23 protein-coding genes are annotated in these 25,308 nt (G+C 67.6%); 9 read left to right on the top strand and 14 right to left on the bottom strand.

Annotated elements, in window-relative coordinates:
- Positions 1-118: 118 nt before the first annotated feature.
- Complete coding sequence (locus W5W_RS0113745; RefSeq protein WP_017195817.1) at positions 119-1,975, bottom strand: alpha-glucosidase; 1,857 nt, start codon at positions 1,973-1,975, stop codon at positions 119-121.
- Between the two features lie 314 nt (positions 1,976-2,289).
- Here W5W_RS0113745 and W5W_RS0113740 point away from each other — a divergent pair, with 314 nt between their 5' ends.
- Both W5W_RS0113740 and W5W_RS0113730 read left to right on the top strand, forming a co-directional pair.
- Positions 2,290-4,788: a glycoside hydrolase family 31 protein gene (locus W5W_RS0113740; RefSeq protein ID WP_238533363.1), complete on the top strand. Its 2,499-nt coding sequence runs from the start codon at positions 2,290-2,292 to the stop codon at positions 4,786-4,788.
- Between the two features lie 437 nt (positions 4,789-5,225).
- Entirely contained in the window at positions 5,226-6,104 is an 879-nt protein-coding gene (locus W5W_RS0113730; RefSeq protein ID WP_017195815.1) for an SDR family oxidoreductase, read from the top strand.
- Here W5W_RS0113730 and W5W_RS0113725 read toward each other — a convergent pair.
- The 4 genes from W5W_RS0113725 to W5W_RS0113710 all read right to left on the bottom strand — a co-directional run bounded on the left by W5W_RS0113725 (position 6,094) and on the right by W5W_RS0113710 (position 10,711).
- Positions 6,094-7,170 carry a LacI family DNA-binding transcriptional regulator gene (locus tag W5W_RS0113725; RefSeq protein ID WP_017195814.1) on the bottom strand — a complete coding sequence of 359 codons (1,077 nt, stop codon included), beginning with the start codon at positions 7,168-7,170 and terminating at the stop codon, positions 6,094-6,096. The two genes, W5W_RS0113730 and W5W_RS0113725, sit on opposite strands and share 11 nt — an antisense overlap.
- A 126-nt stretch (positions 7,171-7,296) precedes the next feature.
- Positions 7,297-8,178, bottom strand: a complete 882-nt coding sequence (locus W5W_RS0113720; protein ID WP_008732245.1) for a carbohydrate ABC transporter permease — start codon at positions 8,176-8,178, stop codon at positions 7,297-7,299.
- A complete protein-coding gene (locus tag W5W_RS0113715; RefSeq protein ID WP_008732253.1) occupies positions 8,175-9,248 on the bottom strand; it encodes a carbohydrate ABC transporter permease in 1,074 nt (357 codons plus the stop codon). Before W5W_RS0113715 ends, W5W_RS0113720 begins: the two co-directional genes overlap by 4 nt.
- Positions 9,249-9,406: 158 nt before the next feature.
- Positions 9,407-10,711, bottom strand: a complete 1,305-nt coding sequence (locus W5W_RS0113710; RefSeq protein ID WP_008732242.1) for an ABC transporter substrate-binding protein — start codon at positions 10,709-10,711, stop codon at positions 9,407-9,409.
- 340 nt (positions 10,712-11,051) lie between these two features.
- Here W5W_RS0113710 and W5W_RS0113705 point away from each other — a divergent pair, with 340 nt between their 5' ends.
- Together W5W_RS0113705 and W5W_RS0113700 are read left to right on the top strand one after the other, a co-directional pair.
- Complete coding sequence (locus tag W5W_RS0113705) at positions 11,052-11,684, top strand: sugar O-acetyltransferase (RefSeq protein WP_017195813.1); 633 nt, start codon at positions 11,052-11,054, stop codon at positions 11,682-11,684.
- A gap of 117 nt (positions 11,685-11,801) precedes the next feature.
- The gene (locus W5W_RS0113700; protein ID WP_017195812.1) at positions 11,802-12,521 is read left to right on the top strand and encodes a nitroreductase; all 720 of its coding nucleotides are present in this window, start codon (positions 11,802-11,804) and stop codon (positions 12,519-12,521) included.
- A 3-nt stretch (positions 12,522-12,524) separates the two neighbouring features.
- Here W5W_RS0113700 and W5W_RS0113695 read toward each other — a convergent pair whose 3' ends face one another.
- From W5W_RS0113695 to W5W_RS0113685, 3 genes are all read right to left on the bottom strand, one after another.
- Positions 12,525-13,568: a CPBP family intramembrane glutamic endopeptidase gene (locus W5W_RS0113695; RefSeq protein ID WP_029574344.1), complete on the bottom strand. Its 1,044-nt coding sequence runs from the start codon at positions 13,566-13,568 to the stop codon at positions 12,525-12,527.
- A 154-nt stretch (positions 13,569-13,722) separates the two neighbouring features.
- The gene (locus W5W_RS0113690) at positions 13,723-16,695 is read right to left on the bottom strand and encodes an ATP-dependent helicase (RefSeq protein ID WP_017195810.1); all 2,973 of its coding nucleotides are present in this window, start codon (positions 16,693-16,695) and stop codon (positions 13,723-13,725) included.
- A gap of 99 nt (positions 16,696-16,794) precedes the next feature.
- Positions 16,795-17,820: an NADP-dependent oxidoreductase gene (locus W5W_RS0113685; protein ID WP_017195809.1), complete on the bottom strand. Its 1,026-nt coding sequence runs from the start codon at positions 17,818-17,820 to the stop codon at positions 16,795-16,797.
- Positions 17,821-17,949: 129 nt separating this feature from the next.
- Between W5W_RS0113685 and W5W_RS0113680 the strand changes: the two genes are divergently transcribed.
- A complete protein-coding gene (locus tag W5W_RS0113680; protein WP_390882574.1) occupies positions 17,950-18,462 on the top strand; it encodes a MarR family winged helix-turn-helix transcriptional regulator in 513 nt (170 codons plus the stop codon).
- On the opposite strand, the gene W5W_RS15875 is transcribed toward W5W_RS0113680, so the two are convergent.
- Positions 18,453-18,767, bottom strand: coding sequence for a type II toxin-antitoxin system PemK/MazF family toxin (locus W5W_RS15875; protein WP_008734189.1), 315 nt, complete (start codon positions 18,765-18,767; stop codon positions 18,453-18,455). The genes W5W_RS0113680 and W5W_RS15875 overlap by 10 nt on opposite strands.
- A 5-nt stretch (positions 18,768-18,772) precedes the next feature.
- Positions 18,773-19,006 (bottom strand): ribbon-helix-helix domain-containing protein, encoded by a 234-nt coding sequence (locus W5W_RS0113675; RefSeq protein WP_029574343.1) that lies wholly within the window; start codon positions 19,004-19,006, stop codon positions 18,773-18,775.
- Between the two features lie 88 nt (positions 19,007-19,094).
- Between W5W_RS0113675 and W5W_RS0113670 the strand changes: the two genes are divergently transcribed.
- From W5W_RS0113670 to W5W_RS15120, 4 genes are all read left to right on the top strand, one after another.
- A complete protein-coding gene (locus tag W5W_RS0113670; RefSeq protein WP_029574342.1) occupies positions 19,095-19,820 on the top strand; it encodes a formylglycine-generating enzyme family protein in 726 nt (241 codons plus the stop codon).
- A 155-nt stretch (positions 19,821-19,975) separates the two neighbouring features.
- Entirely contained in the window at positions 19,976-20,614 is a 639-nt protein-coding gene (locus tag W5W_RS0113665) for a DJ-1/PfpI family protein (protein WP_017195805.1), read from the top strand.
- A complete protein-coding gene (locus tag W5W_RS0113660) occupies positions 20,595-21,062 on the top strand; it encodes a MarR family winged helix-turn-helix transcriptional regulator (protein WP_017195804.1) in 468 nt (155 codons plus the stop codon). Before W5W_RS0113665 ends, W5W_RS0113660 begins: the two co-directional genes overlap by 20 nt.
- 229 nt (positions 21,063-21,291) lie before the next feature.
- Positions 21,292-21,972: a helix-turn-helix domain-containing protein gene (locus W5W_RS15120; protein ID WP_017195803.1), complete on the top strand. Its 681-nt coding sequence runs from the start codon at positions 21,292-21,294 to the stop codon at positions 21,970-21,972.
- 282 nt (positions 21,973-22,254) lie between these two features.
- On the opposite strand, the gene W5W_RS0113650 is transcribed toward W5W_RS15120, so the two are convergent.
- The 4 genes from W5W_RS0113650 to rpmE all read right to left on the bottom strand — a co-directional run bounded on the left by W5W_RS0113650 (position 22,255) and on the right by rpmE (position 25,160).
- A complete protein-coding gene (locus W5W_RS0113650) occupies positions 22,255-22,653 on the bottom strand; it encodes a VOC family protein (RefSeq protein WP_017195802.1) in 399 nt (132 codons plus the stop codon).
- 4 nt (positions 22,654-22,657) lie between these two features.
- Positions 22,658-23,563 carry a peptide chain release factor N(5)-glutamine methyltransferase gene (gene prmC, locus W5W_RS15115; RefSeq protein ID WP_017195801.1) on the bottom strand — a complete coding sequence of 302 codons (906 nt, stop codon included), beginning with the start codon at positions 23,561-23,563 and terminating at the stop codon, positions 22,658-22,660.
- A gap of 115 nt (positions 23,564-23,678) precedes the next feature.
- Positions 23,679-24,767, bottom strand: coding sequence for a peptide chain release factor 1 (gene prfA, locus W5W_RS0113640; RefSeq protein WP_017195800.1), 1,089 nt, complete (start codon positions 24,765-24,767; stop codon positions 23,679-23,681).
- A 180-nt stretch (positions 24,768-24,947) separates the two neighbouring features.
- Positions 24,948-25,160, bottom strand: a complete 213-nt coding sequence (gene rpmE, locus W5W_RS0113635; RefSeq protein WP_008734129.1) for a 50S ribosomal protein L31 — start codon at positions 25,158-25,160, stop codon at positions 24,948-24,950.
- Between the last annotated feature and the right edge of the window lie 148 nt (positions 25,161-25,308).

Genomic DNA, 25,308 nt, shown 5'->3' with positions numbered 1-25,308 from the left:
TCGTCGCCCTGAACCGATCTCGACGCGGATTACGACCGATCTCGAGCCGGAACTCGACCGATCTCGGCGCGGAGTGCGACCGATCTCGGCGCGGAACCGGACCGATCTCGACGGAGCATCACACGGTGCGGCGCAGAATGACCGAGTCCCAGCCGCCCAACTGCTCGGGCGCGCCCGCACCCGAGCTCCCGGCATCCTCAACCGGCAGGGAAGCGACCAGCACCCGCTCGGCGTCGGCCCACTGTCCCAGGTCGAGCCCCTCGGCCGCGAGCCGCTGCCGCAGCGCCGAGCCCTCCCCCGTCTCCAGGCCCTCGCGCGCGCACGAGGCCAGCAGCAGGACCTGCTGGCGCTCGCCATCGGCGTTCACGAACTCGCGCAGGATCGTCCAGGACCCGGCGTCCTCGGCGTCGAACAGGCGGAAGGTGCCCAGCGCGACGGCGTCGTCGGCGTGCCGCAGAGCGATGAGCGCCCGGTAGTGCTCGAAGACCGACCCCGGCACCCCGACCTGGCTCGCGGCGTTGATCTCGGTGTAGTTGGGGGTGACGTCGATCCACGGCGTCCCCGTGGTGAAGCCCGCCTGCGGACCCGCATCCCACTGAACGGGTGTGCGGGCGTTGTCGCGGGAGTTCGCCGGCAGACCCGCCAGCACCGCCTCGGGATCGTCGCCCACGTCCACACGTTCGCGATAGTGGTTGATGGTCTCCAGGTCGCGGTAGGAGTCGATACCGGTGAAGACCGTGTTGGTCTGGCCGATCTCCTCGCCCTGGTAGACGTAGGGCGTGCCCCGGTGCAGGTGGAGGATCGAGGCGAGAGTCTTGGCGCTGATCGCCCGCCAGGCGGGGTCGTCGTCGCCATAGCGCGAGACGGCGCGGGGCTGGTCGTGGTTGTCCCAGTAGGCGGAGTTCCACCCCCTCTCCCCGGCGATGCGCCCGGACTCATCCGTGGCCGGGGCGAGGGCCGCCTGCCAGTCGGCGAGGTTCCGCTTCAGGACGACGCGATCCACGGGCCGGGGATCGAACTTGCCGCCGGGTCCCTCGGCCAGGCTCACGTGCTCGAACTGGAAGACCATGTCGAGCTCGGCGCGCGCCGGGTCGGTGTAGCGCTGGGCCTCGGCCAGGGTGACCCCCGGCATCTCGCCTACCGTGACGATGTGCGCGGCTCGCGGCGCGAAGACCGTCTCGTTCATCTCGTGAAGGAACTCGTGAATGCGGGGGCCGTTGACCACCAGGGAGGCGCCGTCGCCGTAAAGATCGCCATCGCGCTTGAGGCCGTCGGCCAGCGGGTAGGTCTTGGAGATGAAGTTGATGACGTCCATGCGGAAGCCGTCCACGCCGCGGTCCAGCCACCGCCCCATCATCTCGTAGACGGCACGGCGGACGTCCTCGTTCTCCCAGTTCAGGTCGGGCTGCTTGGTGGAGAACAGGTGGAGGTAGAACTCGCCGCTGCCCTCGTCCCAGGCCCAGGTGGATCCGGAGAAGAAGGAGCCCCAGTTGGTGGGCTCGGTTCCGGGCTGCCCGGGCTCCAGACCGGGCACCTGACGAGCGGGGCGCCAGATGTACCAGTCGCGCTTGGGATCGACCTTGGAGGAGCGGGAGGAGCGGAACCAGTCGTGCTCGTCGCTCGTGTGGTTGACCACCAGGTCCATCATCAGGCGCATGCCGCGCGAGTGCAGGCCCGCGATGAGCTCGTCGAGGTCGTCGAGGCTCCCGAAGAGCGGGTCGATGTCCTCGTAGTCGGAGATGTCGTAGCCGTTGTCGTCCTGCGGCGAGCGGTAGACGGGGCTCAGCCAGACGACGTCCACACCGAGCGCATCGAGGTGGTCCAGGCGGCGGGTGATGCCGGGGATGTCGCCGACGCCGTCGCCGCTCGTGTCCTGGAAGGAGCGCGGGTAGATCTGGTAGACGACGGCGCGCCGCCACCAGTCGGCGTCGTCACCAGCGTGGCGGGGCGAAAGAACGAGGGAAGGGTGATTCATGATGCCGAACCTTACGGGATGAAAGATGAAAGCGGACCGCGGCCCACGACCGATCTCGAGCCGGAACCGGACCGATCTCGAGCCGGAACCGGACCGATCTCGATGCGGAAGCCGACCGATCTCGGCGAAGGAGGACCACGATCGTCCACCGCCTGTATCGTCGCCTCATCAGCCAGACGCGCCTCGGCACAGGCGCCGCGACACCAGCAGCAAAGGGGCTACTCCTGTTGAAGCCATTGTCCTCATCCTCCCCCCTCTCCTGCTCACCGGCGGAGCTCCGTCCCGCCCCCGCCCGCCCGGAGACCGTCGTCCATGTGGGCGACCGGGTCCGCTTCACCATCCTGACGGACCGGCTCATCCGCATGGAGTGCTCCGAGTCCGGCAGCTTCACCGACGCCGCCACCCAGCTGGTCGTCTCCCGCGACCTGGGAGAGGCTCCCGCCTTCGATGTGCGCCGCGGCGAGGACCGCGTCGAGATCCTCACCGAGCATCTTCACCTCACCTACCAGCCCTCCCGGGGGTTCTCCCGCTCGGGGCTGAGCGTGGCCATGCGCACCGCCGTCGTCAACCTGCACGGCGGGACCTGGCGGTTCGGGGACGAGTGGGACCCCGACGAGACCTTTCCGACCAACCTGGGCGGCACCTGCCGCACCCTGGACGACGTCGACGGCCGGGCGCGCCTGAACCCCGGAATCCTGGCCCTGCACGGCCTTGCCGTCATCGACGACTCCGCATCCCTGCTCCTCCAGGAGGACCAGTGGGTCCGGCCGCGCCCGAGCGCGAGCCCCGTGGACGGCTCGTCCCCGGATCACGACCTGTACCTCTTCGGCTACGGGCAGGACTATCGCCGCGCGCTGCGGGACTTCTTCCGCCTCACCGGCCCCACTCCCCTGATCCCGCGGGCGCTCCTGGGCAACTGGTGGAGCCGCTACCACCGCTACACGGAGGAGTCCTACCTGGCCCTCATGGATCGTTTCGCGGCCGAGGACCTGCCCTTCTCGGTGGCCGTGCTCGACATGGACTGGCACCTGGTGGACATCGACCCGGCGATCGGCAACGGATGGACCGGCTACACCTGGAACCGCGAGCTCTTCCCCGATCCCGGGCGCTTCCTGAAGGCCCTGCACGACCGCGGCATGCAGGTGACCCTCAACCTCCATCCCGCTGCCGGCATCCGGCGCCACGAGGACGCCTATGCCCCCATGATGCGCAGGCTGGGCGGCGACCCGGCCTCGGGCGAGGCCATCGCCTTCAATATCGGTGACAAGGACTTCACAGCCGCCTACCTGGAGCACGCCCACCATCCCCTGGAGGAGGAGGGCGTCGACTTCTGGTGGCTGGACTGGCAGCAGGGCGGCGACACCGACATCCCGGGGCTGGATCCCCTGTGGATGCTCAACCATGTGCACTACCTGGACTCCGGGCGCGAGCGCACAGATCCCGATGACGCTGCCGGACCCGCCGGCCCCGGCCCTGCCGAACCCGTCGGGCCCGACGCCCCCGGCTCCCCCGCGCGCCGCCGTCCCGTAACCTTCTCCCGCTTCGCCGACGCCTCGAGCCACCGCACGCCCATCGGCTTCTCCGGGGACACGATCACCACCTGGGACTCCTTGCGCTTCCAGCCCGAGTTCACGGCGACAGCCGCCAATATCGGCTACTACTGGTGGTCCAACGACATCGGCGGTCACATGTTCGGGGTCAGGGACGATGAGATGGCGGCCCGCTGGGTCCAGCTCGGCTGCTTCTCCCCCATCAACCGCCTGCACTCGACGGACTCGGTGTTCAACTCCAAGGAGCCGTGGCGCTACAGCCGCGACGCCCGCGCCACCATGGAGGCCCACCTGCGGCTGCGCCACCGCCTGGTTCCCTACCTGTACACCTGGGCGCGCCGCGCCCACGCCGAGGGCATCGGACCGGTGCGCCCCGTCTACCACGATGAGCCCTGGGCGCTGGGGGCCTATGCGAATCGCACCGAGTTCCTCTTCGGGGATCTGCTCGTCGTGCCCATCGTCCACAAGGCCGACCCGGTCAGCGCCCTGGCTCAGGAGCGGGCGTGGCTGCCCCGAGGCACCTGGTTCGATCTGCCCACCGGGAGGCGCTACGAGGCACCGGCCGATGACGGGCGGACTCTGGTCCTGTGCCGGCCTCTGGACCGCATCCCGGTCCTCGCCCGCGCGGGGAGCCTGCTCGTCAGCGCCGCGGACATCGATGAGGCCGCCGGGGACAATCCCCGTCGCTTGTCGGTCCTGGTCGTGCCTGGCGCGGATGGCGAGTTCGTGCTGGAGGAGGACGACGGTTCACCCGAGCCCGGCCCCGGGGCCGTGGTGCGCACCCGCTTCTCACTGGCCTGGGACGAGCAGGACGCCACCGCCCGCCTGACGATCGTGCAGGAGGGTCCCAACGGCGTCGTCCCCGCCGAGCGCGAAGTCACGGTCCGTCTCCTGTCCGCGGGCGGTGATGAGTTGCATGCGAGTTGGAGCGGATCAGGTACCGCCGGCGACGCGGAGCAGGAGCCGGTCGTCGCGCATCGGGAGGCGGACGCCTTCACGCTGGGCGCGGGCACCGATATCGCCCTGGGCGCCATTCGGCCCGCCGACGGCGGCGAACTCGTCCTGACCGGGGTGCGCACCAGCCCGCCGCCACCGGCCGACGAGGTGTTCTCCATTCTCGAACCCGTCCAGATCGCCTATGAGGCAAAGGACGCGGCCTGGAAGGTCGTCGCCTCGGGGGCGAGGGGCGGCGAGCTCCTGGGGGGCCTGCGGGCGGCCGGCATCCCCGACGACGTACTGGCGGCCGTTGCCGAGGTCGCCTGAGACCGGCCAGGGCGTTCAGGCATGCAGGAGAAGGCCCAGATGAGCCAGGTGAGTCGGTCCTCGAAGGCTGTTGCGCATGCGGAAGGCCTTCATCGCAGGCTCGGCCGGGCTCGTGCGTGCCGGATCAGGGTCATTGCACACTCGGGGGCGACCCGCACCGAGTAGAACCGCTGAATCATGCGGAAACAGGAATCCAACAAACATCGCGGCCGCTCTCCCATGTGCATAGACCCCCCTCAACGCACATGGGAGCCGCTCAAGCGATCATGACGCCACTCGGAATCCCTAGAATTCCGCCCAAAAATCCTTCCGTTTCGCCACCGCCCCGCTCTCCCATGTGCAACCCGCCCGGAACGGCCCGCCCCGAGCACTGCACGCACAAAACCAGACTCGAAAGCACTCGTCGAGGATGAGGTACTGACGAGATACTTGGGCGCATGACTACTGCGACGCCCTCCCCCGCCAATCCTCTGACCGGCCGTACCGTGGTGGTCACCGGGGTGAGTCGCCGCGCAGGCATCGGGCACGCCATCGCCTGCCGGGCCGCCGACCTGGGCGCCTCGCTGCTGTGCCACCACTTCTCCCCGCACGACGCCGAGCAGCCCTGGGGCGCCGACTCGGTGGAGGCGACGCTCGACTCGGTGCGCGCCCACCTGGTTCCGGGAGCTCGGCTCGTCGATGTCGAGGCCAACTTCCGCGACCAGGCGGCGCCGCCGGCCGTCATCGATGAGGCCGTCCGCGCCCTCGGCGGTGTCGATGCGCTCGTGTGCAACCAGGCGTCATCCGGCCGCGATGGCGGCCTGCAGCAGATCGACGCCGCCGACCTCGATCACCACTGGGCCGTCAATGCGCGCGCCTCGCTGCTGCTCGTGCAGGCCTACGCGGACCGTTTCGCCGATCGCCACCGGGCCGAACCTGACGAACATGACGGGCCGGGCAAGGCGGCATCGGCCGGGCGGGGCTCGGACTTCCCGGCCATGCCGGGTTCGGCCGTGCTCATGACGTCCGGCCAGGATCTGGGTCCCATGCCCGAGGAGATCGCCTACTGCACCGCCAAAGCGGCCCTGGCGGGGATCACGCCCTCACTCGCGGCCGGGCTGGCCGAGCGCGGCATCCGGCTCAACACCGTCAACCCCGGGCCGGTGGACACCGGATACATGGATGCCGAGACGATGCGCATGGTCGACGCCATGTTCCCGTGCGGGCGCACGGGACGGCCCGAGGACGCCGCCCGCCTCATCTGCTGGCTGCTGACCGACGAGGCGTCCTGGGTGACCGGCCAGGTCATCAACTCCGAGGGCGGCTTCAGACGCTGAGAGGGTCGGGCGAGCCGTGAGTGCCGTGCGGGCCGACGGCGGCCGCCGCTGACGCAGCGGGCACAGCAGACACAGCGGCCACCGAGCCGCGATCAACCAGCCCGGCGCCCATGGTCAGGTGCTCGGGGGCCGCCTTCGGCGTGGCCAGTCGCCGCAGAAGCAGCTCGCCGGCCTGACGCCCCATGGCGGCCCGGTCGACGCTGACCTCGGTGATCAGAACCCCTCCGGGCTCCCGGGGCACCGCCAATCCGAGTGTGACCGCTGACAGGCCTTCGGGCACGCCCACGCCGTGCGACCAGGCCGCCGCCAGGAGGCCCTCCATGGCCATCGGGTTGTTCGACGCCACGGCGGTGCAGCGCCCGGGGAGACGCCCGTGTTCCATCATGGCTGCACCGGCAACGGCGTTGTCCTCCACGGGGCGGTTCAGCACCTCGACGCCGTGGGCGCTCGCGACCCTGCTGATCGCCTCGCCCTGGGCACGGTAGACATTGGCCAGATCACGGGTGATTCGACGGCCCAGGTGCAGCACCCGCCGATGGCCCAGTCCCGCCAGGTGGGAGATCGCCAGGTTCAGCATCTGCTCGAAGTCCGCGTCCACCTCATCGCTGACCGCGGCACCCGAGGTCCCGATGAGCACGACCGGCACCTTATTGCGCAGAAGCCTCTCACGCTCATCGTCGGGGGCCACGTCCATGAGCACAGCCGCATCCAGCGTCCGGGATTGCACCAGCGCGGCGAGGTCCTTGCGAACCTCCCGCGCCCGTACGAGGGGAACGAAGACCCGGATCCCCTCGGCCTCCAGGCGCGCCCTGAGGCCCCCGACGTAGCCCTGGTCGTCAAGATCGACGGAGCGGGGCTGCATCCGGAACAGCACGCCGACGCTGCGCACGGAGTGGGCGGCGAGAACCGAGGCGTGGCGGTTGGGAAGGTAGCCCAGCTCCTCCACGGCGTGGAGCACTCGGTTCCGAGTGACCTCGCTGGTCGCGCGCTTGCCGGTGAGCACGTACGTGACGGTCGAGGGCGAAACGCCGGCCAGGCGAGCAACGTCAGCCCGCGTGGCCGGCATGTCATCTCCTCAGTTTTTCAGTCTGTTTTCTCAGTCGGCGGCTTTGCGATGTGCTGGGTGCCCAGTGGGACGGTCGGGACAGGCGGGGCGGTGCGCCGAATCAGATCGACGCACCGCCCCGCCGCGTCACTGCTTGAGGCCGCCGGCTGCCAGGCCGGCGACGATCCGGCGCTGGAAGAGCAGCACCATGATCACCAGCGGCAGGGTCATCACCACGCCGGCCGCCATCTGCGATCCGAATGGGGTATTGAACTGCGAGGCGCCGGTGAACTTCGACAGCAGGACGGTCGCCGGCTGCATGGCGGGATTGTTGATCATCGTGACGGCGACGAGGAACTCGTTCCAGGCGCCGATGAAGATGATGATGGCGGTGGTGAAGATGCCGGGGGCGGCGAGCGGAAGGATGACCTTGCGGAAGGCCTGCCCCGGAGTGCAGCCGTCAACCATCGCGGACTGTTCCAGCTCCTGGGGCATCTGCCTGAAGAAGCTGGTCAGATTCCACACCGCCAGCGGCAGCGAGAAGGACAGGTCGGGGACGATCATCGCCTGGTATGTGTTGATCCACTGCCAGTCGGAGAAGTTCTTCAGCAGCGGCACGATGATGGCCACCAGGGGGAACATCGACGTGGCCAGCACGACGAGCAGCAGGAATCCCTTGCCGCGGAAGTCGAGGCGGGCCAGAGCGTAGGAGGCGAAGGTCGCGACCGCCAGCGCCACAATGGTGACGACGATCGACACGACCAAGGAGTTAATCAGACCCTGGCCGAAATTGTTCTTCGCCGAGAACACGGCCTGGTAGTTCTCGAAGGAGGTGTGGCGCGGCCACCAGGTGTTCTCGAAGATCTCGGTGTCCGGCCGCAGGGAGGACACGACCATCCAGTAGAAGGGCGCCAGGCAGTAGATGACGATGAAGCCGATGCCGACGGTGGCCCAGATGCCGGACCACGGGGTCCTCTTCTTAGTGCTCTGCCCGACGGCGGTTGAGGTGGAGTCGGTCGCGATGCTCATGCCTGGCTCCTGACGTCGGAGGACTGGGTGGACTGGTCGGACTGGGAGGAGTCAGAGGAATCAGAAGAGTCGGTGGCCGCTGGTCGCCGCTTGGGCAGGAATGCCGAGGCCGGCAGCTTGCCGCCCTTCTTCTTCCTCTTCTCCACGCTCGCGCCGAGATCGGTCCCGGTGATCTTGACGAAGGCGAAGGCGAAGATGAAGACGTACAGGAAGAGGATGAGGGCGTATGCGGCCGCCGACCCGTAGCGGAGGTTGGAGGCCTCGTCCTGGACGAGCATGGAGATCGTCTCAACGGAGGCCTTCCGGGGCCCGATCAGGATGTAGGGCAGGTCGAACATGCGCAGAGCGTCGAGGGCGCGGAAGAGGACGGCGACGGCGAGAGCGGGCTTGACCAGCGGCAGAGTGATGCTGGTGAAGCGCCTCCAGGCGTTCGCGCCGTCGATCTTGGCGGCCTCGTAGACCTCGTCCGGGATGACCTGGAGCCCGGCCAGGGTGAGCAGGCCGATGTAGGGAGCGGTCTTCCACACGTCGGCGATGATGATCGCCATCTTGGCCGAGGTGCCTCCCGAGGCCCACATGATGTGCTGGCCGAGGACCGCGTTGGCGACGCCGTCCTGGTTGAAGATCCATCCCCACAGGATGGCGGAGACGGCGGTGGGGATGGCCCACGGCACCAGGATGGCGGCGCGCACGAAGCCGCGCCCACGCATGGCCTTGTGCATGATGAGGGCCATGGCGACGCCCAGAACCGTCTCCAGGACGACGGTGACGACACCGAAGAGCGTCGTGTTCCAGGCGGCGGTCCAGAAGCGTTCACCCGCGGAGGTGAAGATGTCGGTGTAGTTCTTCAGGCCGACGAAGGGCGCGACCTTGGAGACGAAACCGGTGTTCTCGTCTAGGCCCGCCTTGCCGTACAGCGACTGCTCCAGGGATTGGAGAACGGGGATGATGATGACGATCGTCAGGACGACGACCGTGGGTGTCAGGAGTATCCAGGCCAGGCGCGACTGCGCCCTGCTGGATTTGGACCGGCGGTTGGCGACCTCCGGTGAGGACGACGATGTGCTCATGGGTGCTTCTCTCATACTGAGGCTCTTACCGGTCCTCATCGGCTCCTGTTGCGCTCGAGCGGCTGCGGGGAGCAGGCTCGTCTCCTCTCACCGGTGGTCCCGTCTCATTCGAGACGGGACCACCGAAAGCACAGGGAGCCGCGAGGTGCCCGGGCGAATCAGTTATCGACGCCCTTCAGGGTTCCCTCAAGGTCCGTGATGGACTGCTCGGCCGTGGTCTGCTGCTGGATGGCCGGGTAGATGGCGTCCTGGATCGCAGCGGTCACGTCACCGTAGGAGACCACCTTGGGCCGGCCCTTGGCGGCGTCGAGGGAGGCGCGCAGGGTGGTCAGGTACGGGAACTGCTTGAGCAGCTCGGGGTCCTCGTACAGGGAGCCGAGGATGGGGGCGAGGGTCTGGGTCTCGAGGGTGTAGCGCTCGGACTCCTCGGAGATCCACCACTTGACGAACTTCAGGGCCGTGGCCTTGTTCTTCGAGTAGGGCGAGATGCCGCAGTTGTGGCCGCCCAGGGTGGGCACGAAGCTCTTGCCGTTGATCGTCGGCAGTGCGGCGACGCCGAACTTGTCCTCACCAAGAGCCTTGAGGTTGTTGGCGTACTGGTAGGGCCACTGGCGGTAGAAGAGCAGCTCGCCGTTCTCGAAGGCGTTGCGGCCGTCCTCCTCTTTCCACTCCAGAGCAGCCCCGGGGATATAGCCGTCCTTGAAGCCGTCCATGAGGGTCTGCAGGCCCATGACCGACTCGGAGGAGTTGATGGCGACAGCAGGCTTGTCGCCGCTCGTGTCGTCGTAGAAGGAGCCGCCGGCGGTGTGGATGAACTCCGAAGCGCAGCACGTCAGGCCCTCGTACTTGGCGAACTGGCCTCCGAAGCCGCCGATGCTCTCGTGCCCGGGGAGCGCGCGCACGGCGTCGATAGCCGCCTTGACCTCATCCCAGGTGGTGGGCACCTCCACGCCCGCCTCGGCGAGGAAGTCCTTGCGGTAGTACATGATCGGGGCGTCGGTCGCGTGGGGGACCGCGAAGAGCTTGTCCCGGTACATCCCGGTGTTCCACACCGACTCGATGATGTCATCGTTCTTGAGCTCGTCCATGGGAAGCTCGAGGATCCACTGGTTGGCGGCGAACTCCGCCACCCACACGTTGTCCACGGAGATGACGTCGTAGGCGTCGGACTGGGTCTGGGCGTTGTTGATCAGGGACTGACGCTGCTGATCCGCTTCAGAGGACAGCTCGATGAGCTCGACCGTTTCGTCCGGGTTCTGCTCGTTCCAGACGTCGATGCGCGCCTGCACCTTGCCGTCTGAGTTGTCCTTGCCCTGGACCCAGGTGATCGGACCCGTGCCGGAGAAATCGGCGCTCGCGCCGCCTCCGCCCGAGTCTCCCTTGGAGCATGCCGCAGCGGCGCCGAGAGCCGCGACGAGGGCGGAGCCCTGGATGAACCGACGCCGTGGGAGCGAGGTAATCATCTGTAGTTTCCTCCTTGAAACGTCATGGGGAAGGCATGACGGGTGTGTCATTGGGGAGAACCGTTGTCGACGCGCGTCGACAACGTGCCGAGGGACACGGTAGGCCCGGGGGCACACGTCGGATGTCCGAATAGTCGGACCGTTATCAATTCGTTATCTTCCACCTTCTCCCCGAGATCGGTCGATCTCCGCACCGAGATCGGTCCAGTTCCGGCTCGAGATCGGTCCAGTTCCGCGTCGAGATCGGTCCAGTCCATACAGAATCCGCACACGATCCAGGGGATATCGACAAGGACCCATCGCCGCCAACATTTCCAGTCCTGCCGGTAGGCTCACGCTCATGACCGAGGAGATCCCCTTCGCCCAGGCGCAGCCCTATTTCGCCGGCGACGCACGCACCAACCGCGAACGTATGCTCGCCGGCGACTGGTACGTCTCGGATGACCCGGACAACGCCAGAATCGCCGCGCACGCGCGCCGCGAGCTCTATCTCTACGAACGTGCCTTCGCCATGGGCGAGGACGACGCCGACAAGCACCTGCGCTCGGCCCTGCCCAACCTGGCACCGGACGCGCGCCTGCTGCCGCCGGTGCGCGTGGACTACGGGGAGAACGTTCTCGTCGGCGAGGGGACCTTCGCCAACTACGGGCTGACCGCCCTGGACGTCGCTCCGATCACCATCGGGGCGCATTGCCAGATCGGTCCCAACGTCCAGCTGCTCACTCCGGTCCACTCCCTGGAGCCGACGCCGCGGAAGGTCGGGCTGGAGTCGGCCGACCCGATCGTCATCGGGAACAATGTCTGGCTCGGTGGCGGCGTCATCGTGTGCCCAGGCGTGACGATCGGCGACGACTGCGTCATCGGGGCCGGCTCGGTGGTGACTCGGGACATTCCGCCGGCGTCCCTGGCGGTGGGCAGTCCGGCGCGCGTCATCCGCACGCTGGACGACTCGACCTTCGCCCCGCGCCACTGAAGAATCAACGCCGAAATCGGTCCGGTTCTGCGCCGAGATCGGTCGATCTCCGCATCGAGATCGGTTCAGTGATCGGCCCATCGCACCATCAGCATCACGACATCAAGGAGCCGCCCCATGGACCCCAGCGCCTTCTCAGACCTGGCCGCCTCCCGGCATTCCGTTCGCGATTTCCGACCCGATCCGGTTCCTGACGACGTCCTCAATGCGATCCTGGACGACGCCCGGACGGCGCCGAGCTGGTCGAACACGCGCCCCTTCATGCTGGCACTGGCCACCGGGGAACGGGCCGACCGACTGCGCGCGGCCTACGTACAGGAGTTCGACAAGACCCTGGGCGTCCAGCACAAGGAACGCGGTGCTGTAGCGAAACTGGCGCTGTCCGGCAATCTTCCCGACGGCGATTACAAGATCTGGGCTCCGTACCCCGAGGACCTGCGTCGGCACTCATTCGCCGTCGGCAAGGCCCTCTATCAGCATGCCGGAGTGGCCCGTGGGGACCGGGCCAAGCGCGACGAGGTGAACCGCCGCAACTGCCGGGCCTTCGGCGCGCCCGTCATGGGCTTCGTCCTCATCCACAAGGACTTCTTGCCCTTCGCGGCCCTCGACGCCGGCCTCATGCTCCAAACGCTGTTCCTATCAGCCAAGGCCCATGGAGTCGACTCCTGCCCCATCGGAGTCCTCGCCGCCTGGCGCAGCCCGCTCGACGCCGAGTTCGACGTGCCCGGCAACTACAACCTCATCACCGGCTTCGCACTGGGCTACGCCTCCGACGCCAAGATCAACGAGTTCCGGGCCGAGCGTCGGCCCGTGCAGATGGTGCCGCCCCGGTCGTAAGGTTCAAGCCTCCCGCTCCTGCCGACGGCGCCGCCAGACGGGCGGGATGATGAACCCGCGCCTATGCGCGGCGAATGCCATGGCCGCACCTGCAGCCGTGCACACGACCACTGTGACGATGGAGCCCTCCACGCCCATACTGCCCCCGGTGAGGAGGTCCGGTCCGCTGAAGGACGCCTCGAACAGGCCCCGACTATTGACCGCCCCCGAGATATCGGAGCCGAAGATACCGCCCTGGACGAAGTTCCAGGCCGCATGCAGACCAATGGCGAGCCACAGGCGCCGCGTCACCAGATAGCACGCCCCCAGCAGAATGCCCGCCTCCAGAGCAATGGCCGCCGCCCCGATAGGAGTGGCACCCGCATTGCTCAGGTGCATGACGCCGAACAGGACCGCGGTCACGGCCAGCGCCCACCACGAACCGAGCCACGCCTCCAGCAGGCGCAGCAGAACGCCCCGGAACAGGAGCTCTTCGCCGACACCGCCCATGATCCCGGCCACCAGCCCGATCAGAATGCCCTTGTCCCAGCCGACCGCCGCAATCCGGTAAGCACCCATCGCAGCCAGGACGGCGAAGACCGCGCATATGAGCGCCGTCCCCCACACCAGGCCGGCGCCGAGCTCTCGAAGCCGGCCCGGACCGGCCAGCTCGCAGACCGCCCGCCCGCGAACGAGCCGCATCAACTTCCAGTACCCGGCGAGTCCGACGGAGGCGGCCATGAGCGAACCGACGAGCAGACCGACAGGCACGAGCATGATCCGATGTCCGCCCGCTCCGGCGATCGCGTCCATCGTCGTCTCGCCAAGAAGAAGGCTGAGGGCCAGACCCGTCCCGAAGCCGATCATCTGCACCAGGACATACAGCAGTATCCCCAAGGGCAGTTGGACGCCCCAGAGCCGCGCGCCGCCCTCGACCGTGCGCGCCGACTCGACTGCCGGTGGAAGCAGTCGGTCGAAGGCTCCAGGGCGACCCGCCCGATCACGTCCGGCGAGAGGGGCACCGGAAGAAAGGCCGGGAGAAAGACTGGAAGAAGAATGGCGTGTCACCGGGCAATTGCATCACACGGCACATCGCCTTTCCATGGTGCTGCCACCCGGAATCGGCATGGTGCTGGCACCACCCCCGCTCGATCTTCTGAGACCGATTCTCGGCAGCTTCTCGGCATGTCGGCAGCTCACCAGCGGCCCAGCCAGAACCGACTCAGACCCTGGTGATCGGAGCCAGGCGCAGCATGAGGCGCTTGGTGGTGACAGCACCGTCGATGGTGAATTCGACGCGCGCCACCGTGGAGCGGCCCGATCCCTCCAGGCCGACGACGGTGCCCAGCCCGTAGGACGTGTGACGCACCTGGTCGCCGGTCTTGAGGCCGGCGACTGCCGCCGGCAGAGCCTCGGAGCCCGCGTCCTCGGGGGCCTCGCCGCCCCCGCCGAGCTTGACCGGCTTGCCGCGCGCGGCCAGGCGCTTGGCGCGCCTGGCCTCGGCCCGATCCTTGGGGGTCTCGACCCGCCCGAGTTTCCCGGTCCGCTCGCCGCGTCGCCGCCCCGCACCGATGGGCGGGGCGAAATCGTCATCATCCGCCTCGCTCCCACCCGAACCGCTTCGGCCCCCGTAGGAGCCCCGCCCGGAGCCGAAACCGCCCTCACCCCAACTGCTTCCCCAACCGGTACCGCCGCCGCGCAACGCATCCATGGAGGAGGCGATGCGCTTCCACTCCATGGTCTCGGCGGGGATGTCGTCCAGGAACCGGGAGGCGGCCATGGCGTTGGCGGCGCCCCACGCCGAGCGCACGGCGGCGCGGGTGACGTAGAGGCGCTGGCGCGCCCGGGTGAGGGCCACGTAGGCCAGGCGGCGCTCCTCGGCGAGTTCGACGTCCTCGGCCAGGGCGCGGGAGTGCGGGAAGGTGCCGTCCTCCAAGCCGGTGACGAAGACGACCGGGAACTCCAGACCCTTGGCGGTGTGGACGGTCATGAGGGTGACCTGTCCCTGCTCCTCGGCGGCGACCGCGGCCGCCCGCTCGCCCTCGGACATGGCAGCGAGATCGGCGGCCTGCGGCAACTGGTCGGAGTCGGCCACGAGGCTGACCCGCTCGAGGAAGTCCGCCAGGGTGCCGTCGGGGTTGGCGGCCTGGAAATCACTGGCCACCGAGTGCAGCTCGGCGAGGTTCTCCACGCGCGTGGCGTCCTGCGGGTCATCGGAGGCCCGCAGCTCGGCGAGGTAGCCGGAGGCGTCCAGGGCGGAGTCCAGGAGATCCGCAACGCCGTCGCCCTCGGCGAGCTGACCGCGCAGGGAGGCGAGCAGCTCATGGAAGCGGGTCACCTGCGTGCGGGCCCGGGAGGTCAGGCCCTCGACAACGGGCGGCTCGTGCCCCGGCGCGTCCAGGTCACCGGCGGCGTCGCCCTCGCTGGCCGGCCGCAGTGCCCCGGCGGCGTCGGCGACGGCGGTCCCGAAGGAGGCGCGGTGGCGGGCGGCGTGCTCGGCCAGGACCGACTCGGCCTTGTCCCCCAGGCCGCGCTTGGGGACGTTGAGGATGCGGCGCAAGTTGACGTCGTCGTCGGGGTTGTCGACCGCGCGCAGATAGGCGATGGCGTCCTTGATCTCCTTGCGCTCGTAGAAGCGCGTACCGCCCACGACCTTGTAGGGCTGGCCGGAGCGCAGGAAGGCCTCCTCCAGGGCGCGGGACTGGGAGTTAGTGCGGTAGAAGACGGCGACGTCGCGGGGACACACGCCCTCGACGTCGGACAGGCGGTCGATCTCCTGACTGATCCAGCGGGCCTCGTCGTGCTCGGAGTCGGCCACGTAGCCGGTGATCTTGGGCCCGTCGCCGGAGTCCGTCCACAGGTTCTTCTCCCGACGCCCGGAGTTGCGGGAGATGACGGCGTTGGCCGCCGAGAGGATGTTCTGGGTGGAGCGGTAGTTCTGCTCCAGCAGGATGGTGCGAGCACTGGGGTAGTCGTGCTCGAACTCCTCAATGTTGCGGATGGTGGCGCCGCGGAAGGCGTAGATGGACTGGTCGGAGTCGCCGACGACGGTGAGCTCGCTGGGAGGCAGGGGGCTGCCGGCGCCGGAGGTGCCCGGGCCGCCGACGAGTTCGCGCACGAGCACGTACTGGGCGTGGTTGGTGTCCTGGTACTCATCGACGAGCACGTGGCGGAACCGGCGCCTGTACATCTCGGCCACGGCGGGTCGGGTCTGGAGGAGCTGGACCGTGCGCATGATGAGGTCGTCGAAGTCGAGGGCGTTGGCCGCGGCCAGGCGGGCGGCGTAGGCGCGGTAGACCTCGACGAGGTGGCGCTCCAACGGGTTGGACGTGATGGCCCTGTCCGCATAGTCGGCGGGGGTGACCAGTTCGTTCTTGAGGTCGGAGATGCGGTGGGCGAAGGTCTTGGGGGTGAAGCGCTTGGGGTCGATGCCGAGCTCGCGCACGATGAGCGTGATCAGGCGGGTGGAGTCGGCGGCGTCGTAGATGGAGAAGGTGGAGCGCAGGCCGGCGGCCTCGTGCTCACGGCGCAGGATGCGCACGCAGGCGGAGTGGAAGGTGGAGACCCACATGCGCTCCCCCGCGGGGCCCACCAGGGCGGTGACGCGCTCGCGCATCTCGGCGGCGGCCTTGTTGGTGAAGGTGATGGCCAGGATCTCGCCGGGTCGGGCGCGACCGGTGGCGATGAGGTGGGCGATGCGATGGGTCAGGACCCGGGTCTTGCCGCTGCCGGCGCCGGCGATGATGAGCAGCGGGGAGCCGGAGTGGGTGACGGCCCGGCCCTGGGCCGGATTGAGGCCGGTCAGGAGGTCGGCGGGGTCGGTCACGGTGACGCCCCGGGCCGGTGAGCCGGGGCCGTACGACGACGGCGACGACGGCACAGTTCCGGCCTCGCCGCTGCGAGCGCGAGCCGCCGCGGCACTCGCCTGGGCGCGGGCGACGAGCGCGGCGGCCTCGTGCTGCCGGTTCTCCCAGGCATCGGCCTCGGCCTGGTCCTGCTGGGAGGGGACGAAGACGTCCGGGTCGTCGTAGCCGTCGCCCTCGTCCGCGTCGGGCGGTTCGGTGTCGGCCCAGGAATCCTCGGGCCAGTCGTCGGCGGGCGATAGCGTGGGCAGTGCCGCTTCGGGCGGGGGTGTGGGATCGGAGCCGTGGCCGGGCATGGGCAGGGCACCGAAGAGGGAGTTCGTCGCGTTCATCTCAGGGCCAGCCTAGATGATCGATCCACGGGAGCGTCCGCTCAGACCACGGGCCGGCCTCGGGCATTGTCGTGATTCAGAGGCTCCGCCCGCGAGCCATCAGGACAGGGCGACGACGAGCTTGCCACGGACATGCCCTTTGTTCAGTTCGGCGTAGGCGTCGCGCACGGATTCGACGTCGAAGGGGTATGCGCGGGCGATGGCGACCTTGATGGCGCCATCAGCGACCAGGCCGGCAACCTCCTGAAGATCACCCGGCCGGGCATGCCGCGAACCGGTGAACTGAGCCCCTCGGATAATGGCGCCCGGGGATGGGACCAGCGTACCGATAGCCTTTCCGGAAAGGCCGAGGGAGAATCCCAGTTTCACATACTCGCCTCCGTAGCAGTCGAGAAATTTGGTGACCGGTTCGGGCGCAGCCTCAAGAATGCGTGATTTCACTCCTTCGCCATGGACAACAGGTATCGCCCCCAAGGACCGCAGATAGTCGGCGTTATGCTTTCCGGCAATGCCGATCACCGTCGCCCCCTGATGCACGGCGAGTTGGACGGCAAGGGAGCCCACGCCTCCCGCTGCCGCGCTGATGACGATGACGTCGCTCCCGTTCAGACCCAACTGGCGCAGTGCCCCACTGGCGGATTGTGCCGCGACGCCAAGCGATGACGCCGTCTCGAAGCTCAGCGACTCGGGCTTGCGGATGACATCGTCGATAGAAACCACCAGATGATCTCTCAGCGCCCCCCGCTTATCACCCAGACCCGGCGCGCTTCTCAACGTTCCCAGTACGGCATCACCGACAGCGAGATCCCCGACGCCACTGGCACTACTGACATCCCTGCCATCCCTGCCGACGGCATCGATGACGCCCGCGAAATCACGCGCAACTCCCCGGGGGAACCGGGAGCCTTCCTTGCCGAACCAGCGTTTCGGATCGACAAGACGACGAAGGAACCCAACAACCCTGAGACGCGCATCCCCGCCGAACGTCTTCGAGTCCACCGGGTTGAGCCCTACCGCTCTGACAACGACGCGGACCTCGCCGGCGCCTGGAGCCGGCTCGGCAACCTCGGCCATCTCCAAGACGCCCGGACCGCCGAACTGACGGTACTGAATCGCTCGACTCATCGGATTCCCCCTCATCTCTACGACCATCGCGACGACGGCGCGGTGAGCCGTGCGCACGCGCGTTGTAAACGCCATCGACAGCTACTATGATACTCAGATATTACGAGTTTCATAGTAGTGGGAGTGACCATGACCGCAGAGGTGTCGAATCCGCCGACAGCAGGCGAGGCCATCCTGGCTCTGCGCCGGTTGAACAGTGCGCTTGCTGTCAGCAACCGAGCAGTCGGCGCGGCTCTGGGGATAAAGGGAAGCGACCTGGTGGTCCTCGACGCCCTCAGCCAGGCAGGCCCGCAGACCCCGACGGAGCTGGCACACAGGACGCACACCCATGTCGCGACGATGACCGGGATTCTGACCAGGCTGGAACGCGACGGCTGGATCGAACGACGCCACGACGACACCGACCGGCGCTCCATGCAGATACACGCCACGGGAGCCCAGCGCCTCGTCAACACGTACGCGCGGGCCAATAAGGATCTCACGCGCCTTCTAGAATCCTGGGATCCTGTTCAGCTGACCGCACTCGTTCACTTCCTGACCGAGGCCAGCAGCATCGTTGCCGCATTCACGGAATTTACAGAACTTACAGAATTTACGGATAAAATCGCGCACCCATCTCCGGAATCGGAATCTCAGGAATAAAAGGGCACATCGAGATCGAAGGCAAGTATTTCCGCTTCGGCAAGATCGCGCTCCTGAGCATCCGTCAAGAACCCCACAGTCCTCCCCAAACGCGCTACCGGGATCGTCACAACATTGTCCATCGAGGCCGCACATCGATGATCCAATCCATTCTTCGGACCCAGCACCACTTCGCTCGATAGGCCCTTGATAGTCGTCGTGATGGGGGCAACCGTCACTTTGGTCATGGCAGTCCGGGCCGCTTCACGGGTCAGGACGAGAACCGGTCGGGTCTTATCGAGCCGGGCCAGTACGATCTCCCTCAAGATCTTCAGTCTTCCACTGGCAGTTCTTGAGCACTCCAGGCCACAAGACCATCAAGATCATCGGCAGCCCCCGCCTCAGCGAGGATGCGGACATCTTTCAAGGCCGCCTGCCGGCGGATCTCACGTTCGAGCGCACCGGTGACGACTGCAGCACGACTGGAGCCAACGCCCGCCGCGACAGAATCATCGAGGAAACGGACCATTTCATCAGGAAGCCGGACAGCGATCTGCGTCGTCATACCCCACACGGTAGCACTTTGCATCCCATACCGGTATGCATCGACGACGGACCGATAGGATCGAGCGGTGGACTACGAGATCGGTGAAATGACGGACATTACCCCAGGGACCGTAGAACTTCACGACGCCCGCCGCGACATCCGCCGTACGGTAACGCTTGAAGCATTCTCCATCTCTCGCTGCGCACTGGTCCGGAATGGGAGCGACCGTCCGATGAGCAGCATGACCTGGCTCGAAGCCGTCGACCTGTGCAACCGGTTGTCCTCTGCCCACGGACTGCAATCCGCCTACACCATCAATGATCGCTGGGTGCGCTGGAACGTACGAGCCGACGGTTTCAGGCTGCCGACCGAGGCGGAATGGGAGTACGCATGTCGCGCAGGAACGGCCGGCCCCCATTACGGGGACCTGCAGAAGATCGCATGGACGTCACTCGACGGCATCGACGGGCCGCAACCGGTGAGGCGGAAGCAGCCGAATGCCTTCGGCCTGTACGACACGCTCGGGAACGTGTGGGAGTGGTGCTGGGACTACCTCGATCCCGCCCGCTATGGCGACTACAGGGTCTTCCGCGGTGGTAGTTGGGCGGACCCCCCTTGGAGCGTCCGGGCATCGACTCGCCGGGGCAGCGCGCCCGACGCCGTCGTCGAGGGCACAGGACTGAGACTCGCGCGAGGCGCGGTGGGCACAGACGGACCAGAGGGATCGGAAGCGGCGCAAGGCTGGTCAGCGACTCAGGACCGCGCCCGCGCCTCCATCAGCGGTCCCCTGCCCGCGGGCTGGACACCGCTGCGCGAGCTGGCCGTCAGATGAAGACGGGGCGCAGCCCAGTGCGGTTGCCTGGATACCGCTGTGCGAGCTGACTATCCCCCCCGCAGCAGGATCACCCTCAAGCATATTTGACAGCATATTGTCATTATTGACAGGATGCTGTCATCGAGTTTCAGACCAGAAAGGGAGTCTGCATCATGCGGACCATCGCGCTGTACACCACTGAGACCATGGCCGATTGGGAGTACGCCTATCTGACCACGCAGATCACCACGGCCGAGGAGGTCCGCCCCGGGCGCTTCCGCCTCCTGCTCGTGGGCGATGGCCCGGCCCCGGTCCGATCACTCGGTGGCCTCCCCCTGTCCCCCGCAGCTGATCTTGATGAGCTGATACCGCTGGCGGACGAGGGGACCCTCGCCGCCCTGGTCATCCCAGGCGGGAACCACTACGTCGAGGGCGGGCACGAGCGCCTGGCCGGCACCGTCGAAGGCCTGATCGCACGAGAGGTGCCCGTGGCCGCCATCTGCGGGGCCACCTATTTCCTGGCCCGCAACGGGTTCTTGGACGAGCGCCGCCACACCTCGAACGCAGCGGAGTTCCTCGCGGCCAGCAGCTACCAGGGCGCAGGCGGCTACGTCGACGCGCCGGTGATCACCGACCAGGGCATCACCACTGCTTCAGGTGTTTACGCAGTCCCTTTCACCGCTGAGGTCATGCGGGTCACCCAGCTTGCACCGGAGCCTGTCATCACGACATGGGAGCAGCTCTACCTGACCGGCGATCCCCGCCATTACGAAGCACTCATGGAGGCCACCGGTGCCTGGCAGAACTCCTGAGGGCGACGCCCTCACCGACCTTGTCCTCCCCGTCTTCGAGCTCAACGGGGAATTCCTGGCAGCCGCCGCGATGATCACAGCACCGCACGAACTGACACCAGCACGCTGGCAGGTTCTGGGAGCGGTGCTGGATGCCCCACTGCCGGTGCCCGAGATCGCACGGCGGATCGGGCTGGGCCTGACCCGTCAGAGCGTGCAGCGGGTGGCCAATGATGTCGTGGCCCAGGGCTGGGCCGTCTGGCAGCCCAACCCCGCCCGGCGCGGGCAGAACCTCCTGACCCTGACCGAGCGGGGGCGCGACGCCGTTAATGCCCTGGCCGACGAGCAGCACGCCTGGGCGAACGCCGTCGGCCGGGCCATCGGCGTCGAGGACTTGGAGATCCTGCGAAGCCTTATCAGCCAGGTGACCAAGGCATCCCGAAACTACAGGCCGAACCCGGCCCAGTAGATGCAAGTCGGCAGCATGATTGGAGACCAGAAGCCTCCACAGCACGGATCTGTCCAAAACGGAGGAGATTAAACCGCCGGCCTCACCAGATCTCCTCAAGAAACCCAAGAAACCATGGAGATATCAGCTGTTTCATTTCCACCGCAGCGCAGAATCCAGGCTGATCTCCTCCGTTTTGGACAGATCACCCCACCCGCGCAAGCAGCCGCAGCAGTGCCATGATGGCGCCATGTACGCCGAGGTGCAGTTGGGGATGGGGCGGACGCTGTGGCGCTCCCGCCAAGTCGCCCCCTCCACCATCCCAGCCGACGGCTGCGTCGATCTCATCGTCAGCGGGGACCGGGTACTCCTATGCGGCCCTCAGACCCGCTGGATCGCTGCGGGCGCCAGCGACTCCACTGGACTGCTGGGGATCAGACTGGCGCCGGGCACGGCCTCGGCTCTCGTGCCGATGGACCTCCCCGCTGTCAGAGACCAGATCATTGACGCCCAGGATGTGCTGAGCCGATCCGCCACACCCTTATGCAAGGCGCTTCTGCGGGCCAGAGACTCGTCCGATCCGGCAGCCGGACTCTCGCCTCTGGCTTCCTCCGCCGCGCCCGAGTCATGGGTGACGCAGATCCGCCAGCACGCGATTGCCGGCGCCTCCGCCCGCGAGGCCGCCACCGCCATGTCATGGTCGGAACGCACACTGCGCAGGCATATGCTCGCCTCCTTCGGCTATGGTTACGCAGCCCTGAGGCGGATCGTGCGGGCGCGGCGCGCACACCGGCTCATTGCCGGCGGTACACCTCCGACGCGGGCGGCGACGATCGCCGGATACTCCGACCAAGCGCATCTGACCAGGGAATTCACCGCACTGATCGGCATGACATCGGGAGAGCTCATCCACGACCCGCGAAACGGATGACAGTAAACAGATCCCAGCAGAATTGCGGGCACCGTTTATTAACCGACCTTTCGATCACTAATGTGAGTTAGCGCCGCCGTCCACGAGGAGCGATAAAAAAGGTCACACACTGCACCAAGGATTGAGGCCGCGGCCTCGTCACCGGGTACTGCGCCCGATCTCAGTCCCCGCTCCCCGGGCCATCATCACGGGGAACGGGGACGTAGGCTTCGTTGCATGGTGAAGAACATGGCGAAGAATCTGTGAGAACCGCCTAGTGGCGCAGAGCCGCACGGCCCCGGTTCAAGCAGAGCCGAGCCCGGCATAGAGATCGACGGCGTTGCCGTCGGGGTCCATGACCGTGGCGTAGCGCTGACCCCACGGAGCGTCCCAGGGTTCAACCTTCCCAATAAAACCGGCTCCCGTGAGCTTGGCATAGGTCGCATCGACGTCCTGTCCACAGCCCTGGTCGAAGGCGAGAGCGATGCGGTGCCCTCCCGTGGGTGGGACGTAGTCAGGATCGAAAGAGCGGATCATCGCCACCGTGTCCCAGGCCAGTACCGTCCCGTCCTCCAACCGCGTATCGACATGCGGCTCACCAGTCTGCCCCTCGGGCACGGACACCCCCAGAGCCCGGTAGAACTCCAACGATGCCGGCATATCGCGGACGACGATCCCGATGAATCCAAGTTTCGCAGTCATATGATCACGATAGGCGGGTCCCGGAGCCCGGTATTGAAGAAAACGGCCGCCTTGCGCCGCGCAGGTAGCGGTCGCGGCCGGCGAGATCCCGGCCGGTCTCGGCCATGGTGAATCCGGCCGTCAGTGCCGCATCCCGCAACTCCTCACTCTGCCGAGGGTCGTGCTCCATAACGAGTACACCGCCAGGGCGCAGCAGGCCGGCTGCACGGCGGACGACGGCGCGAGGCACCGCCAGCCCGTCCTCTCCCCCACCGAACAGGGCCCGATCGGGGTCGTAACGCGCGGTTTCGACATCCTCAACCGCTCCCGCGGGCACGTACGGGGGGTTGGACACAACGACGTCGACGCACCCGTCCAGGTCATTCAGCACCCGCGCATCAGTAGCGTCCCCCCGGACTACCTCGACCCGCCCCGGAGCCAGGCGCCTGCAGTTCTCACGGGCCAGGGCGGCCGCCGCCTCATCGACCTCGACGGCGACCACGTGGGCTTCCGGCACCTCGCAAGCGAGCGCCGCCGCAATCGCGCCCGACCCCGCGCACAGGTCCACGACGAGCGGCGCAGCGCCGTCGGCGATCATCTGACGCGCAGCCTCGATGGCGGCTCCCGCCACCACCTCCGTCTCTGGGCGCACGATGAAGACTCCGGGCCTGCTCACCAGCTCCCGCCCCCGAAACCACATGACGCCGGTGATGTGCTGAAGCGGCTCCCGACGCTCGCGGCGCGCAATCAGCGCTTCGTAGTGCTCGGAGAAGTCCGGGTCAGCGCCGTCGGCGAGCAGCAGCGGAGCGCCCAGAGCATGTTCGGCGAGCAGCCGGGCATCGTTGTCCGCAGAGGCCACGCCCGCCGCCGCCAGACGCCTCGCAGCGGCCCGTACATCGCGCCGCAGTTCGTAACGATCAAGAGCACTCACGGGCGGCCCGGCGCTCTCAACCGATCTCGACACGGGTTGCGACCGATCTCGGCGCGGAACCGGACCGATCTCGGCGAAGGGGACTCGCGCTGTGGAGCTCGCTCACCTCGCCGGCTCACCGCTCGCCGATCGCCGCCATGCGCTCGGCCTCATCCATCTCGATGGCCGAGGCGATGACGGGCCCGAGGCCGCCGTCGAGCACAGTGTCCAGGTTGTAGGCCTTGTAGCCGGTGCGGTGATCGGCGATGCGGTTCTCGGGGAAGTTGTAGGTGCGGATGCGCTCGGAGCGGTCGACGGTGCGCACCTGGGAGCGGCGGGCATCCGCCTCCTCGGCCGCGGCTGCGGCGGCGCGCTCGGCGAGCAGTCGCGCGCGCAGCACGCGCATGGCCGCCTCCTTGTTCTGCAGCTGCGACTTCTCGTTCTGCATGGAGACGACGATGCCGGTGGGCACGTGGGTGATGCGCACGGCCGAATCGGTGGTGTTGACGGACTGCCCGCCCGGCCCGGATGAGCGGAAGACGTCGATGCGCAGGTCGGCAGTGTCGATCTCCAGCTCCCCGGGATCGTCCGCCTCGGGCATGACCAGCACGCCGGCGGCCGAGGTATGGATGCGTCCCTGACTCTCGGTGACGGGCACGCGCTGAACACGGTGGACGCCGCCCTCGTACTTCAGGTGCGCCCAAACCCCCTCCTGGGGCTCCACCGCGTGACGGGCCTTGATGGCCAGGCGCACGTCCTTGTATCCGCCGAGCTCGGAGTCGGCGGCGTCCAGAATCTCGACGGCCCACCCCATGCGCTCGGCGTACCGGGCGTACATGCGAGCCAGGTCGGAGGCGAAGAGCGCCGACTCCTCACCGCCCTCGCCCGCCTTGACCTCAATGATGACGTCGCGGGCGTCGTCGGGGTCACGGGGCACCAGCACCTCGCGCAGTCGATCGGCGGCGGCGGCCTCGGCCTCGGCGAGTCCCGGAAGCTCGGCGGCGAAATCGGCGTCGTCAGCGGCGAGCTCACGGGCATCATTGAGATCGGCCGAGGCGTTCCGCCATGCGCGATGGGCCGTCACGACCCGTCCGAGCTCGGCGTAGCGGCGCCCCAGGCGACGCATGGCGCCCGGATCTGAGGCGACGGCGGGGTCGGCCATGTCCCGCTCCAGGTCGGCGTACTCGGCCAGCAGCGGTTCGACGGCGGAGAAGTCCTCGCTCATGGTGTCCTCGGAGCATCGGTGTGGGCGGAGAGTTGCGTCGAGAACCGATCTCGATGCGGAAGTGAACCGATCTCGGCGCGGTTTGCGACCGATCTCGCGCCGGAACTCGACCGATCTCGGTGAAACGCGACGACGCCGACGGGGCTCGCGGGGAGCTCCCGTCGGCGTCGTGCAGGCCGGTTACTTCTTGCGCTTGCCGTAGCGAGCCTCGAAACGGGCCACGCGACCGCCGGTGTCGAGGATCTTCTGCTTGCCCGTGTAGAACGGGTGGCAGGCCGAGCAGACATCGACGCGAATCTCACCGGAGGTGACGGTCGAGCGAGTCTCAAAGGTGTTGCCGCACGTGCACGTGATCGTGGTGGGCACGTATTCGGGGTGAATCCCCTGCTTCATAGGTATCTCCTAGCATCCAGAGGGCGCCGGGTCCCGCGCGCGCAGCGCGGGTGAACCGGAGGCCGGGGGCGATTATGCCTCCCGCCGCTGCAGTGCACAACGGACGAGCCACGCCCGCCTCCGAGACATGCACAACATCGTCCGAATC

Origin of the sequence: Actinomyces massiliensis 4401292 (assembly GCF_000269805.1) — a bacterium.
GTDB classification, from domain to species: Bacteria; Actinomycetota; Actinomycetes; order Actinomycetales; family Actinomycetaceae; genus Actinomyces; species Actinomyces massiliensis.
Note: the sequence above shows the minus strand (reverse complement) of the source record. Positions and strands in the feature narration are given on the sequence as shown.

Excerpts from the sequence above, each read along its gene's own strand:
- W5W_RS0113745 (WP_017195817.1), bottom strand. The coding sequence starts at position 1,975 with ATGAATCACCCTTCCCTCGTTCTTTCGCCCCGCCACGCTGGTGACGAC.
- W5W_RS0113730 (WP_017195815.1), top strand. The coding sequence starts at position 5,226 with ATGACTACTGCGACGCCCTCCCCCGCCAATCCTCTGACCGGCCGTACC.
- W5W_RS0113725 (WP_017195814.1), bottom strand. The coding sequence starts at position 7,170 with ATGCCGGCCACGCGGGCTGACGTTGCTCGCCTGGCCGGCGTTTCGCCC.
- W5W_RS0113720 (WP_008732245.1), bottom strand. The coding sequence starts at position 8,178 with ATGAGCATCGCGACCGACTCCACCTCAACCGCCGTCGGGCAGAGCACT.
- W5W_RS0113715 (WP_008732253.1), bottom strand. The coding sequence starts at position 9,248 with ATGAGCACATCGTCGTCCTCACCGGAGGTCGCCAACCGCCGGTCCAAA.
- W5W_RS0113710 (WP_008732242.1), bottom strand. The coding sequence starts at position 10,711 with ATGATTACCTCGCTCCCACGGCGTCGGTTCATCCAGGGCTCCGCCCTC.
- W5W_RS0113705 (WP_017195813.1), top strand. The coding sequence starts at position 11,052 with ATGACCGAGGAGATCCCCTTCGCCCAGGCGCAGCCCTATTTCGCCGGC.
- W5W_RS0113700 (WP_017195812.1), top strand. The coding sequence starts at position 11,802 with ATGGACCCCAGCGCCTTCTCAGACCTGGCCGCCTCCCGGCATTCCGTT.
- W5W_RS0113690 (WP_017195810.1), bottom strand. The coding sequence starts at position 16,695 with ATGAACGCGACGAACTCCCTCTTCGGTGCCCTGCCCATGCCCGGCCAC.
- W5W_RS0113685 (WP_017195809.1), bottom strand. The coding sequence starts at position 17,820 with ATGAGTCGAGCGATTCAGTACCGTCAGTTCGGCGGTCCGGGCGTCTTG.
- W5W_RS0113680 (WP_390882574.1), top strand. The coding sequence starts at position 17,950 with ATGACCGCAGAGGTGTCGAATCCGCCGACAGCAGGCGAGGCCATCCTG.
- W5W_RS0113675 (WP_029574343.1), bottom strand. The coding sequence starts at position 19,006 with ATGACGACGCAGATCGCTGTCCGGCTTCCTGATGAAATGGTCCGTTTC.
- W5W_RS0113670 (WP_029574342.1), top strand. The coding sequence starts at position 19,095 with ATGACGGACATTACCCCAGGGACCGTAGAACTTCACGACGCCCGCCGC.
- W5W_RS0113665 (WP_017195805.1), top strand. The coding sequence starts at position 19,976 with ATGCGGACCATCGCGCTGTACACCACTGAGACCATGGCCGATTGGGAG.
- W5W_RS15120 (WP_017195803.1), top strand. The coding sequence starts at position 21,292 with ATGTACGCCGAGGTGCAGTTGGGGATGGGGCGGACGCTGTGGCGCTCC.
- W5W_RS0113650 (WP_017195802.1), bottom strand. The coding sequence starts at position 22,653 with ATGACTGCGAAACTTGGATTCATCGGGATCGTCGTCCGCGATATGCCG.
- prfA (WP_017195800.1), bottom strand. The coding sequence starts at position 24,767 with ATGAGCGAGGACTTCTCCGCCGTCGAACCGCTGCTGGCCGAGTACGCC.
- rpmE (WP_008734129.1), bottom strand. The coding sequence starts at position 25,160 with ATGAAGCAGGGGATTCACCCCGAATACGTGCCCACCACGATCACGTGC.